10 protein-coding genes are annotated in these 13095 nt (G+C 64.8%); all 10 read left to right on the top strand.

Annotation, left to right across the window (positions count from 1 at the left end; all coding sequences use genetic code 11):
* The 10 genes from GGR38_RS09300 (at position 1) to GGR38_RS09345 (ending at position 13076) form a co-directional block, all read left to right on the top strand.
* The gene (locus GGR38_RS09300) at positions 1-2061 is read left to right on the top strand and encodes a glycoside hydrolase family 97 protein (RefSeq protein WP_183624810.1); all 2061 of its coding nucleotides are present in this window, start codon (positions 1-3) and stop codon (positions 2059-2061) included.
* 46 nt (positions 2062-2107) lie between these two features.
* Entirely contained in the window at positions 2108-3184 is a 1077-nt protein-coding gene (locus GGR38_RS09305) for a PLP-dependent cysteine synthase family protein (protein WP_183624812.1), read from the top strand.
* 34 nt (positions 3185-3218) lie between these two features.
* Positions 3219-5225 (top strand): M3 family metallopeptidase, encoded by a 2007-nt coding sequence (locus GGR38_RS09310; RefSeq protein WP_183624814.1) that lies wholly within the window; start codon positions 3219-3221, stop codon positions 5223-5225.
* Between the two features lie 5 nt (positions 5226-5230).
* On the top strand, positions 5231-6304 hold the full coding sequence (locus GGR38_RS09315; protein WP_183624816.1) for an alpha-hydroxy-acid oxidizing protein: 1074 nt from the start codon (positions 5231-5233) through the stop codon (positions 6302-6304).
* A 1-nt stretch (position 6305) separates the two neighbouring features.
* Positions 6306-7001, top strand: a complete 696-nt coding sequence (locus GGR38_RS09320; protein WP_183624818.1) for a Fe2+-dependent dioxygenase — start codon at positions 6306-6308, stop codon at positions 6999-7001.
* Positions 7002-7022: 21 nt separating this feature from the next.
* A complete protein-coding gene (locus GGR38_RS09325; protein WP_183624820.1) occupies positions 7023-7664 on the top strand; it encodes a heme-binding beta-barrel domain-containing protein in 642 nt (213 codons plus the stop codon).
* Between the two features lie 98 nt (positions 7665-7762).
* Positions 7763-8932 (top strand): urate hydroxylase PuuD, encoded by a 1170-nt coding sequence (locus tag GGR38_RS09330; protein ID WP_183624822.1) that lies wholly within the window; start codon positions 7763-7765, stop codon positions 8930-8932.
* A gap of 110 nt (positions 8933-9042) precedes the next feature.
* Positions 9043-10983, top strand: a complete 1941-nt coding sequence (locus tag GGR38_RS09335; RefSeq protein WP_183624824.1) for a potassium transporter Kup — start codon at positions 9043-9045, stop codon at positions 10981-10983.
* A gap of 18 nt (positions 10984-11001) precedes the next feature.
* Positions 11002-12399, top strand: coding sequence for a sensor histidine kinase (locus GGR38_RS09340; protein ID WP_183624826.1), 1398 nt, complete (start codon positions 11002-11004; stop codon positions 12397-12399).
* Positions 12396-13076 carry a response regulator transcription factor gene (locus GGR38_RS09345; protein WP_183624828.1) on the top strand — a complete coding sequence of 227 codons (681 nt, stop codon included), beginning with the start codon at positions 12396-12398 and terminating at the stop codon, positions 13074-13076. Before GGR38_RS09340 ends, GGR38_RS09345 begins: the two co-directional genes overlap by 4 nt.
* Positions 13077-13095: the final 19 nt, after the last annotated feature.

A 13095-nucleotide genomic window follows, 5' to 3' on the forward strand; every position in this document is an offset into this window, starting at 1 on the left:
ATGGCCCGCTCGCTTGCTCCCCTTGCCGCCTTTTTTCTGACCGCTACCTCTGCCCCAATCGCAGCCTATGCCCAGACCGCACCCGCCAGCTATTCGGCCACCTCGCCCGATGGCAGTATCGCCATTGCCATCACCACCGACAGCGATCACCGCGTCCGCTATGGCATCACCCGGCGGGGCAAGGCGCTGATCGCGCCCTCGCTGATGGGCTTTATCCTGACCGATGGCGTCAATATGGTGCGTGGATGGGACATCACCGGCGCCGACACCGGCAAGGGCGATGATACATGGGAGCAGCCATGGGGCGAGCGCCGCTATGTGCGCGACCATTATAACGAGATCACCGTCCACCTGCGCCAGTCCAAGGAGCAGGGCGAGCGGTTGATGGATGTGCATTTCCGCATCTTCGACAATGGCGTGGGCTTTCGCTATGAAATCCCCAAGCAGGCCGCGATGACGACGATGCGGATCGTGGACGAAGTGACCGAATTCGACATCGCGCCGCGCGGCATCGCATGGTGGATCCCCGGCGGCGAATGGAACCGCTATGAGCAGGTCTATCAAAAGACCCCGATCGATGCGGTTTCCACCGCCCATACGCCCATCACCATGCGCCTTGATGATGGCACGCATCTCTCCTTCCACGAGGCCGCGCTGGTCGATTATTCGGCCATGTGGTTCAAGCGGGCCGATGGGCAGAAGTTCCGCACCACCCTTTCGCCTTCGGGGCAGGGCGCGCGCGTGGTGCGCGATCTGCCCTTCAATACGCCATGGCGCGCGATCCGCATTGCTGACGATGCCGCGGGGCTGGTGGAAAACGACCTTGAGCTGAACCTCAACGAGCCGAACAAGATTGGCGATGTGAGTTGGTTCAAGCCGCAAAAGTACATCGGCATCTGGTGGGGCATGATCCGGGGCGACTGGACATGGGCCGAAGGGCCAAAGCATGGCGCCACCACCGAGCGGGCCAAGCAATATATCGACTTTGCCGCCAAGAACGGCTTTTCCAGCGTGCTGATCGAGGGCTGGGACAAGGGCTGGAACGGCAATTGGCTGGGCACGGGGGGCGATTTCAGCTTTACCAAGTCCGCCGATGGTTTTGATCTGGAGGCTGTCACCGCCTATGGCCACAAGAAGGGCGTCAACCTGATCGGCCATCACGAAACGGGCGGCAATATCGCCAATTATGAGGCCCAGCTTGAGGATGCGATGAAGCTGTATAGCCGCCTTGGCGTGCCGGCGGTCAAGACGGGCTATGTGGCCGATGCGGGTGGCATTCAGGCGCCCTGCGGGAATGATCCTGCGAAAATCTGCATGGAATATCACGATGGCCAGCGTCAGGTGCAGCATCACCTGCGCGTGGTGCAGGTGGCGGCGAAATATCACATTGCCGTCAACGCGCATGAGCCGGTGAAGGACACCGGCCTGCGCCGCACCTATCCCAACTGGATCGCGCGGGAAGGCGCGCGCGGCATGGAATATAACGCATGGGGTCAATTCGCCAACGGGCCGAGCCATGAGCCGACCCTCGTTTACACCCGTATGCTGTCCGGCCCGATGGATTTCACCCCCGGCATCCTCAGCCTTGAGGGCGCCAACCATGCGCCCTTGGCCTCGACGCTGGCCAAGCAATTGGGGCTTTATCTGGCGCTTTATTCCCCGATCCAGATGGCGGCCGATTTCATCGAGAGCCTTGAGGCACACCCGCGCGAACTGGCTTTCATCCGCCAAGTCCCCGCCGATTGGGCGCAGAGCCATCTGATCGCGGGCGCGGTGGGCGAATATGCGATCTTTGCCCGTCAGGATCGCAACAGCCCCGACTGGTATGTCGGCGGGGTCAATGACGCCACGGCGCGCGATGTCGACCTGAAGCTCGACTTCCTTGATCCCGGCAAGACCTATACCGCCACCATCTACAAGGATGGCGAGGGCGCGACCTACCTGACCGAGGCGCGGCACAGGATCGCCTATGAGACGCGCAAAGTGGCCAAGGGCGACACTATCAAACTGTGGCTGGCGCCGGGCGGAGGCGGGGCAATTCGTCTCACCCCCGGCAAATAAGCGGCACACCGGTTGACGCGGGCGCATCACGGGATAGGGAAGGGCGATGAGCCAAAAACCCTGTCCCAACTGGGTCAGCTGGGCCATCGGGCGCATCGACGCGGATTATACCCGCAGCGCCGATACCCATCTGATCCCGGTGCCGCTGCCCGCCCTGCCGCATATCGCGATTTATCTGAAGGATGAATCGAGCCACCCCACCGGCAGCCTGAAGCATCGCCTCGCGCGTTCGCTCTTCCTCTATGCGCTGTGCAATGGCTGGATCGCGCAGGGGATGGTGATTGTCGAGGCCTCCTCCGGCTCGACCGCCGTGTCCGAGGCCTATTTTGCGCGGATGCTGGGCCTGCCCTTCATCGCGGTGGTGCCGCGCAGCACCGCGCCTGAAAAAATTGCGGCCATCGAGGCGCTGGGCGGGCAATGCCACAAGGTGGACAGCGCAGGCGCGGTTTACGGCGAGGCCTCGCGTCTGGCGGCGGAATTGAACGGCCATTACATGGACCAGTTCACCTATGCCGAACGCGCCACCGACTGGCGCGGCAATAATAATATCGCCGACAGCATCTTCAGCCAGATGGCCCGCGAACCCCATCCCATCCCGGCATGGATCGTTACCGGCGCGGGCACGGGTGGCACCTCGGCCACGATTGGCCGCTATGTCCATTACAACCGCCACGCCACACAGGTCTGCGTGGCGGACCCTGCGGCCTCTGTATTCCATCGCCATTGGGCCGACCGCAGCATCGCCACCACCGATGGCCCCACCAGCCGCATCGAAGGCATTGGCCGCCCCCGCGTTGAGCCAAGCTTCATCCCCACCGTGATCGACCGGATGGAGGTGGTCGAGGACCGCGCCTCCATCGCCGCCGCGCGGGCGCTCTCGCGCTATCTGGGGCGGCGCGTGGGCGGGTCGACGGGCACCAATCTGGTGGCCATCGCGCGCATTGCCACGCAAATGGCCGATGCGGGCGAGAAAGGCTCGATCGTCTCGATCCTGTGCGACAGCGGCGAGCGCTATGGCTCGACCTATTACAATGACGAATGGCTGATCGCGCAGGGGCTGGCGGACGAGGCCGAGGAAGAACGCATGGCCGCCTTCCTTGCCAGCGGGCGTTACGCTTCCTAAATTGACTGAATACAATTATCATTTGCAGGATCCTATGTCGAACAATCCGCTGCTGGCCGCTGATGCTTTGCCCGATTTTGCCGCGATCCGGCCCGAACATGTCGTGCCTGCGGTTGAGGCCGCGATTGCCGATCATGCCGATGCGATGAAGGCGCTGGCTGCGCGGCCCGGCGATCCGGCGCTGTTGGCCGACAAGGATGCGGCTGATGTGGCCATTTCGCGCGTCTGGGGCGTGGTCAGCCATCTGGTGATGGTGGCCACCACGCCGGAACTGCGCGAGGCCCATGGTCAGGCCCAACCCCTGATCGACGCGCATTTCAGCGCCGTGGGTCAGGACAAGGCGTTGTATCAGGCGTTGAAGGCGATTGATCCGCTTGCCTTGCCTGAAAATGAGCGCCGCGCGCTGACGCTTGCCTTGCAGGATTTCGAACTGTCGGGCGTGGCGCTCGACGGCGAGGCGGCGCAGGATTTTGCCGCCAACCGGATCGAGATGGGTCGCCTTTCGACCGAATTTTCCAATGCCGTGCTGGATGCCACCGAGGCATGGACGCTGGAAATCACCGATGAGGCGCGTCTTGCCGGTATCCCTGAGGCCGACCGGGCCGGGATGCGCGCGGCGGCCCAGCGCGCGGGCAAGGAAGGCTGGCTGATTACGCTCCACGCGCCCAGCGTGATGGCAGTCCTTTCGCATGCCGAGGACCGGGAATTGCGCGAGGAAGCCTATCGCGCATGGAACACCCGCGCATCGGATCAGGGGCCGAATGCGGGCCAGTTCGACAATGGCCCGCGCATCGCTGAAATCCTGTCGCGCCGGGGCAAGGCCGCGCTGGCGCTGGGGTTTGAGGATCCGGTGGCGGTGTCGCTGGCCGCGAAAATGGCGCGGGACGGGGCCGAAGTGGATGCGTTCCTCTCCAGCCTTGGCGCGGCGGCGCGGCCTCAGGCGGCGCGCGATCTGGCCTCGCTGGCGGAATTTGCGCGGGACGAATTGAACATCGCCGATCTGCGCCCATGGGATGTCGGCTTTGCCAGCGAGCGGATGCGGCGCAAGCTGCACGATCTCGATACGTCGGAAATCCGCCGCTATCTGCCGTTGCCCCGCGTGACGGAGGCTTTGTTCGGCCTGGTGCGCGAACTCTTCGGCGTTGAATTTCGCGCTGCGCAGGGCGTGCCGGTGTGGCATCCCGATGTGCGCTATTTCACCCTGCACCGCGATGGGCATGAGGTGGCCTCGCTCTATGCCGATTTCTTTGCGCGCGAGGGCAAGCGCGGCGGGGCATGGATGGATTCGGCCCGCCCGCGCCAGCATGGCGTCACGCCGGTCGCCTATCTGGTAACGAATTTCGCGCCGCCGGTGGGCGATGCGCCCGCCTATATCACGCATAATGACATGGTGACGCTGTTCCATGAAATGGGCCATTGCCTGCATCATCTGCTGGGTGAGGTTGACCTGCCCAGCATTGGCGGGATCGCCGGGGTGGAATGGGATGCGGTCGAATTGCCCAGCCAGTTCCTCGAGAATTTTGCCTGGGAACCGGCCACGCTGAAGGCCGCCAGCGCGCATGAGGAAAGCGGCGATCCCTTGCCCGATGCGATGATCACGCGGATGCTGGGGGCGCAGAAGTTCCTTGGCGCGATGGGACTGGTGCGGCAGGCCGAATTTGCGCTCTTCGACCTGCGGCTGCACCGGGCGGCGGGCGGCGACAATGCGCCCGATTACCGCGACGTTCTGGCGCAGGTGCGCAGCGAAGTAGCCGTCATCGACTATCCCGAATGGCACCGTTTCCCCACCAGCTTCAGCCATATTTTCGCCGGTGGCTATGCGGCGGGCTATTACTCCTATCTCTGGGCCGAGCGCCTTTCGGCCGATGCCTATGCCGCGTTTGAGGAGGGCGATGTATCGCGCGCCGAATTGGGCGAACGTTTCCGCGCCGAGGTCCTCTCGCGCGGCGGTACGCGCCCGGCGATCGAAAACTTCACCGCCTTCCGCGGGCGTGAGCCGGAGAATGAGCCGCTGCTGGAAAGCTGGGGCATCGCGGCGTAAGCCGGGTGCCTCTGCCGCCGCATCTCTACACGCTGGCCGATTATGCCCGCGCTGCGCAGGCGCGGATTGATCCGGCGGTCTGGGCATGGCTCGAAGGGGCCAGCGGCGATGGCGCGGCGCGGCGGCGCGAGGAGGCGAGCTTTGCCGCCCATGCGCTGCTCAACCGCCCGCTGGCCGATCTGCGCGGGGGGCATACGCGGCGGCGCCTGTTGGGGCTGGAACTGGCGCATCCGGTGATGCTCTCGCCGCTGGGCTATCATGGATTGGTGCATCCCGAAGGCGAGTTGGCCACCGCGCGCGGCTGCCTTGAAACGGTGATGACCGTTTCGACCATGGCCAGCCAGCCCATCGAGGCTATCGCGCAGGTGGCCGCCGGGCCGTTGTGGTTCCAGCTCTATGTCCAGCCCCGGCGCGAGGATACGCTGCGCCTGATCCGCCGGGCCGAGGCGGCGGAGGCAAGGGCGATCATCGTGACGCTGGACACACCCGCCCAGCCTGCCAGCCCGCAGGCCCTGCGCGCCGGTTTCGCTATCCCGCGCGGTGTCGAGGCGGTGCATCTCTCCGGTTTCGCGCCCGCGCCTGAGGCATCGGGCGGTTGGTACAATCCCGCGCTGTCCCGTCTGACCGCCGCCGCGCCGGGGTGGGATGATATGGCATGGCTGCGCGATCAGACTGACCTGCCGCTGCTGGCCAAGGGCATGTCGCGGGTCGATGATGCGGCGCGGCTGATGGCGCTGGGCTGGGATGGGCTGGTGCTGTCCACTCATGGCGGGCGGGCGATGGAGGGGGCGGCGGCGCCCCTGACGCTGTTGCCCGCGATGCGCGCGGCGCTGGGCGCGGACAGGGCGATCCTGCTCGATGGCTCGGTGCGGACCGGGGCGGATGTGTTTCGGGCGCTGGCGCTGGGGGCCGACGCGGTGATGATCGGGCGACCGCAATTGCACGGTCTGGGCGTGGGGGGCGCTCTGGGCGTGGCCCATATGCTGAAAATTCTGCGCGAGGAGCTGGAACTGGCGATGGTGCTGGCGGGATGCGCCACATTGGACGCCATCGGGCCGGATGCTTTGATTGGGGGGTAATATGCTGATCGTGATCGAGAAACTCTTTGCCCCCGGCGAGATTGCTGCGCTGCGCGAACGCCTGCTCTGCGCCCCATGGGCCGATGGCGCGGCCACGGCTGGGAATCGCGCCGTGCAGGTAAAGCAAAACCTGCAAGTGCCGATGGACGATCCTGTGGCCAAGGAAATCGGGCAGGTGATCCTGACCCGTCTGGGGCAAAATCCGCAATTCCTCGCCGCCGCCCTGCCGGTGACGATCCATCCGCCGCGTTTCAACCTTTACCGCGATGGCGGCCATTATGGCGCGCATGTCGATGGCGCCTTGATGCGTCTGCCCGGTGAGGACCGCCTGCTGCGCACCGACCTGTCGGCCACTTTGTTCCTGAACGATCCGGCGGATTACGAGGGCGGCGAATTGACCATCGAGGGCCAGTTCGGCGGCCAGAGCATCAAACTGCCCGCGGGCGACATGGTGCTTTATTCCAGCTCCAGCCTGCACAAGGTGACGCCGGTGACGCGGGGGATGCGGATCGCCAGCTTCTTCTGGATGCAGAGCGCGGTGCCGGACGAAGGCGCGCGGACCATGCTCTATGACCTTGACCGCTCGATCCAAGGCCTGTCAGTTCAGACGCCGCCGGGACGGGGCAAGGATGATGCGGATATTGACCGTTTGATGCAGGTCTATCACAACCTGCTGCGCCGATGGGCGCAGATTTGAAGTCAAAGGGTCTGAAAACCAATGTCGAAATTCCCCGCTCACCTGTTTGCCGAACCCGAACCCGATGTCGATACGCTGGCCAATCTTGGCCCCTTGGCGCCGATGGCGGGCGTATGGGAAGGCATCAAGGGCCGCGATGTGAAGCCCACCGAGGATGGCGCCGAGGAGCAGGCCTATATCGAGCGGATGACCATCCAGCCCATCGACCCGCAGATGAACGGGCCGCAATTGCTCTATGGCCTGCGCTATCACACGGCGATCACCAAGCCGGGCGAGGTCGAGATGTATCACGATCAGGTCGGCTACTGGCTGTGGGAACCGGCTACCGGACGTATCCTCCACACGCTGACCATCCCGCGCGGACAGGCGGCGCTGGCCAAGGGCGAGGCGGCGGCGGATGCCACCAGCTTTACTCTGCGGGCTGAGCGGGGCAGCACGGAGAATGGCATCATCTCGGGCATTTTCCTTGAGGACAATTTCCGCACCGACAGTTTCTCCATCACCGTCACCGTGAACGGCCCGGATCAGTGGAGCTATGAGCAGACCACGATGCTGCAAATCCGCGGGGTGGAGCAGCCGTTTGAGCATACCGACCGCAATACGCTGCACCGGGTCGGTCCGGCGGTGCCCAATCCTTTGGCGCGCGAGAATGCCGAGGCTTAAGGCGTTCTGATTTTTGCGACAGGATAAGCGAAATTTTGCGCTTTATCGAACGCACGGCCAATCGCATGGAGAGATCAGGCTAAGATAGGGGACGCGCCTTGGACATCACCGAATGGCTCAATCTGGGGCTGCGCTGGCTGCATCTGATCACCGGCATCGCGTGGATCGGCTCGTCCTTCTATTTCGTCTGGCTGGATAACCATCTGAAACCGCCCAAGGAAGGTGAGGCCTCGGGCGAGGTCTGGTCGGTCCATGGCGGGGGCTTTTACCACAAGCAGAAGTATCAGGTCGCCCCGTCCAAAATGCCGGACGAGCTGCACTGGTTCAAATGGGAGGCCTATTTCACCTGGGTCAGCGGGTTCTCGCTGCTGGTGCTGGTCTATTATGTCGGCGCGCGGGCTTTCCTGATCGATACGGCCAAGGCGGCGCTGGAGCCGTGGCAGGCGGCAGGCATCGGCATGGGCGCGATTGTTCTGGGCTGGGTGGTTTATGACGGGCTGTGCCGGTCGGCGTTGGGGCGCAACAATCGCCTGCTGGGCCTGATCTGGTATGGGTTTCTGGTGGCGATGGCTTATGGCCTCAACAGCGTGTTCAGCGCGCGCGGGGCCTATCTGCATATTGGCGCGATTGTCGGCACGGTGATGGCGGCCAATGTGTTCATGATCATCATTCCGGGCCAGCGCAAGGTGGTGAACGCGTTGATTGAGGGGCGCGAGCCGGATCCGATGCTGGGGGCGCGGGGCAAGCAAAGGTCGCTGCATAACAATTACATGACGCTGCCGGTGCTGTTCATCATGATCAGCCACCATTATCCGATGACCTTTGGCGCGGATCGGCCATGGCTGGTGCTGGCGATGATGTCGGCCATGGGTGTGGCCATCCGCCATGTGTTCAACCTGCGCCACAAGGGGGCTGATCCGCGCCCCACCATGGCCGTCGCGGCGGCAATCGGCATCGCCACGATCACCTATGTTGCCCTGGAAAAATCCGGCGCGAAGCCGGTGGGTGAGGCGACCTATGCCGAGATCCAGCCCATTCTGGAGCGGCATTGCGTGACATGCCACGCGCCCCATCCCACCAATCCCGCCTTTGCCGCGCCGCCTCTGGGCGTACTGCTCGACAATGGCGAACATGCCTCGGCCGTCGCGCCGCGCATCAAAAAGGTGGCGGTGGATGCGCAGGTCATGCCTTTGGGCAATATGACGCATATGACATTGGAAGAACGCGCAAAACTGGGCGCATGGATCGCCAGCGGCGCGCGGCCATAGGGGGCGATTTTACGCGGACTTTACGCGCGGCCCCCGCCTTGCCCATGGCGATTTAATGCCGATCTGTCCGATGCGTCCGGCCTGTATTTCCTCAGGCGAACCGACGCATCATGTTGATGAACGCATCCTCCACCAGCGAAAACTCCGCTCATAATCCCGGCCATCACGGCCCATCCTCGCTTTTCGCGCTCACGCTGGGCGCGATTGGCGTGGTCTATGGCGATATCGGCACCAGCCCGCTCTATGCCTTCCGCGAGGCGCTGGCCCAGACCGCGCAGGGCGGCATCGACCGGGGCGAGATCCTTGGCGTGCTGGCGCTGGCGCTGTGGGCGCTGATTATCGTGGTGACGATGAAATATGTGATATTTCTCAGCCGGATGGACAATCATGGCGAGGGCGGCGTGCTGTCACTCATGGCGCTGGCGCGGCGGGCGACCGGGGGCAAGTGGCTGATCGTGCTGCTGCTGGGCGCGACCGGCGCGGCGCTGTTTTACGGCGATGCGATCATCACGCCCGCGCTTTCGGTGCTTTCGGCCATCGAAGGGATGAAGACCGTCCCCGGCCTTGAGAGCATGAGCGAGCCGGTCATCCTTGGCCTCTCGCTCACCATCCTGATCGGCCTGTTTGCGTTGCAGGTGCGCGGCACGGCCAGCGTGGCGGGCTTGTTCGGGCCGGTCTGCGCGTTCTGGTTTGTGGCCATCGGCGCGCTTGGCCTGTGGCATATTGTCGAGGCGCCCGATGTGCTTTCCGCCTTTAACCCGATGTGGGCGGTCAATTTCATGCTGGGGCATGGCGTGGCGGGCCTGTTCGTGCTGGGCGCGGTGTTCCTGACCGTGACCGGGGCCGAGGCGCTGATTGCCGACATGGGCCATTTCGGGCGGCAGCCGATTCAACTTGGCTGGCTGACCTTCGTCTGGCCGGCGCTGACGCTCAATTATCTGGGACAGGGCGCGTTGGCGCTCAAGGCTCTGGCGCAGGCGCAGGCCCATGGGCAATTGCTGCAAAATGCCGACTGGTTCTTCCTGATGGCGCCGGATTCGCTGCGCGCTCCGCTGGTGGTTTTGGCCACGATGGCCACGATCATCGCCAGCCAGGCGGTCATCACCGGGGCCTATTCGCTGACCCAGCAGGCCATCGCGCTGGGCCTGATGCCGCGCCTTGTCATCCGCCAGACCTCGGCGGCCCAGATCGGCCAGATCTATATGCCCGGCGTCAACTGGATGTTGTTGCTGGGCGTCATCTGCCTCGTCTTTGCCTTTCGCAGCAGCAGCGCGATGGCGGCGGCCTATGGCATTGCCGTGACCGGCACGATGGTCGTCACCACCTGCCTTGCCTTTATCATAGCGTGGAAATTCTGGGGCTGGAACCCGCTGGGCAGCGCATTGCTGATCGCGCCCTTCCTTGCGCTCGATATCTTCTTCTTCGGCGCCAATGTGCTGCGCGTGGCCGAGGGGGGCTGGGTGCCGCTGATGGTGGCGGGGATCATCGGGGTGGTCATCGCCACATGGCTGCGCGGGCGCAAGATGGCGCTGCAACGCGCCAGCGAACAGGGCGTGGCGCTCGATGAATTGGTTAAGGCGCTGACCGCCCGTCCGCCATTGGTGGTCGAGGGGACGGCGGTGTTCCTGACGCAGGACGCCAGCGTGGCCCCTTCGGCGCTGCTGCACAATCTCAAGCACAACAAGGCGCTGCACCGCACCAACATCATGCTGACCGTGGAAACCCAGACCACGCCCTATGTGGACCCGGAAAACCGCCTGTGTCTGGAACGGCTCGATGAACGCTTTCTGCGTGCCAAATTGCGCTATGGTTATATGGACAAGATCGACGTACCCAGCGATCTGGCGCGTGAAAAGGGCCTGTTGACGGGCACGGGCGGCACATCCTTCTTCGTGGGCCGCAGCGCGATCCGCTTTGGCTCGCGCCCTTGCATGCCGCGCATCATGGTGCTGCTCTATCAGTTCCTGCATCGCAACGCTTCCGACCCCACCGCCTTTTTTGCCATTCCCCCCAACCGCGTGGTCGAATTGGGCACACAGATCGAGCTTTGACCGCTATAGATACCGCCTATGTGGCGCGTGCTGACTTCTTATGCGGTCCCCTTGCTGGGCGTCGCGCTGGTGACATGGATCACCAGCACGATGCTGGCGCAATGGGGGCTGGCGTCTGCGGCGCTGCTGTTCCTGCTGCCGGTGCTGCTGGGCGCGGCGCGGGGAGGGCTGGGGCCGGGGCTGGTGGCGGCGCTGGCCGGGGCGGGGGCGTATAATTTCTTCCTGCTGCCGCCCTATTTCAGCTTTCGCGTGCATGGGCCGGAAAATGCGGTGTCGGTCCTCGTGCTGGTGCTAGTGGCCTTTGTCACCAGCCGCCTGGCCACCCGCCTGCGCGCGCGCGAGGAGGAGGCCAATGCCCGCGCGGCGATCAGCGAGGAGCTGGCGCAGATTTCGCGCCTGCTGGCCAAGGGCGCCCCGGTCGAGGCGCTGGAGCGGGCGCGGTCCTATGTGGCCGGGATCTATGGCCCTGTGCGGATCGACGGGGCGCAGGACGGCTTTTCCTCGCTCGATCAGGCCGCCGCGGCATGGGCGATGCATAATGGCGACGCCACCGGCCATGGCACAGGCGTGATGGCGGCGGCGGAATGGACCTTTCTGCCGCTCTCTCCTAAAGGCCGGGGTGCCCACGCGCTGATGGCTCTGGCGCGGCCCGCTGATGGCCATACGCGCCCGATGGTCCAGATCGAACATATGCAGCAGGTTGCGCTGCTGCTGGGGCAGGGCTGCGACCGTATCGCGCTGGAGGAGGAGCGCCGCGCGCGAGAGACTTTGGCCGAGAGCGACCGGCTGCGGCGGACTTTCCTTGCCAGCCTCGCCCATGATTTCCGCACGCCCTTGACCGTCATCACCGGACAGCTTGAGGCGCTGGCCACGCGCAGCCCCGAGGCGGGCGAGGCGCTGAACGCCGCGCGCAGGCTGGAGCGCACGATGAGCGATCTGATCGCGGCGGCGCGGATCGAGGAAGGCTCGCTGCGCCCGCAGGCTGAGAGCCTCGATCTGATCGACGCGGCCGATGCCGCCTTTGGCGCGGTGGCGGTGCCGGCGGGCCTCTCACTGGGCCATGCGATCCCGGCTGATCTGCCCTTTGTGCAGGCCGATGCGGTGCTGTTGCATCATGTGCTGATCAATCTGATCGACAATGCGCTGGGCCATGCGGCCTCGCGGGTGATGCTCGGCGCGGCTCTGTCGGATGGACAGGTCGCGCTGTGGGTCGAGGATGACGGGCCGGGCGTGCCCCTCGATCAACGCGCGCGGATCTTTGAACGTTTCGCCCGGATCGAGGGCGGCGACCGCGCGCAGGGCAGCGGGCTTGGCCTTGCCATCGTGCGCGGTTTTGCCGAAGCGATGGGGATGCAGGTGAGCATTGAGGGCAGCCCGCTGGGCGGGGCGCGTTTCATATTGAGGATGGCGGCATGAACCGGGTTCTGGTGGTGGATGATGAACCGGCGATCCTGCGCCTGCTGGGCGCGGTGTTGGCGCGTGGAGGCTATGAGGCGGCGGGGGCGGCCACGGCATCGGCGGCGCTGGCCACCTTGCGCGGGGGCGGGCTGTCGGCGGCGATCCTCGATCTGGGCCTGCCGGACCGGGATGGGCTGGAACTGATCCCGCTGTTGCGGGCCGCCCATGTGCCCGTGATCGTGCTTTCCGCGCGTGAGGATGTGGGTGAGAAGGTGGCAGCGCTCGATCTGGGTGCATCGGATTATATCACCAAGCCCTTCGACGGCGAGGAATTGCTGGCCCGCCTGCGCGTGGCGCTGCGGCAATCGGGGCATCCATCGGGCGCGACGCAGGAGGTGCTGGCCTATGGCCCCTTGCGCATCGACACTGCCCGCCATGAGGCCAGCATCGAGGGCCGCGCGCTGACCCTGCCACCCAAGGAATTTGCCCTGCTGCAGGCTCTGGTCGAGGCGGGGGGGCGTATCCTGACTCATGCCGCCTTGCTGGAAAAAGTGTGGGGGCGGGCGCATGTGGGCGATGTGGAATATTTGCGCGTGGCGATCCGGGCCTTGCGGCTGAAGGTCGAGGAGGATCCGGCCCACCCCCGCCTGATCCGCAACGAACCGGGCATCGGCTATCGTTTGATGGAGGCCTGAACCCCTTACCGGGCTTGAC

It is taken from the genome of Novosphingobium sediminicola (assembly GCF_014196525.1).
GTDB classification, from domain to species: domain Bacteria; phylum Pseudomonadota; class Alphaproteobacteria; order Sphingomonadales; family Sphingomonadaceae; genus Novosphingobium; species Novosphingobium sediminicola.

What these genes read in the sequence shown, in the direction of transcription:
- GGR38_RS09310 (WP_183624814.1), top strand. Translation starts at nt 3,219, where the DNA reads ATGTCGAACAATCCGCTGCTGGCCGCTGATGCTTTGCCCGATTTTGCC.
- GGR38_RS09300 (WP_183624810.1), top strand. Translation starts at nt 1, where the DNA reads ATGGCCCGCTCGCTTGCTCCCCTTGCCGCCTTTTTTCTGACCGCTACC.
- GGR38_RS09305 (WP_183624812.1), top strand. Translation starts at nt 2,108, where the DNA reads ATGAGCCAAAAACCCTGTCCCAACTGGGTCAGCTGGGCCATCGGGCGC.
- GGR38_RS09335 (WP_183624824.1), top strand. Translation starts at nt 9,043, where the DNA reads ATGTTGATGAACGCATCCTCCACCAGCGAAAACTCCGCTCATAATCCC.
- GGR38_RS09320 (WP_183624818.1), top strand. Translation starts at nt 6,306, where the DNA reads ATGCTGATCGTGATCGAGAAACTCTTTGCCCCCGGCGAGATTGCTGCG.
- GGR38_RS09325 (WP_183624820.1), top strand. Translation starts at nt 7,023, where the DNA reads ATGTCGAAATTCCCCGCTCACCTGTTTGCCGAACCCGAACCCGATGTC.
- GGR38_RS09345 (WP_183624828.1), top strand. Translation starts at nt 12,396, where the DNA reads ATGAACCGGGTTCTGGTGGTGGATGATGAACCGGCGATCCTGCGCCTG.
- GGR38_RS09340 (WP_183624826.1), top strand. Translation starts at nt 11,002, where the DNA reads ATGTGGCGCGTGCTGACTTCTTATGCGGTCCCCTTGCTGGGCGTCGCG.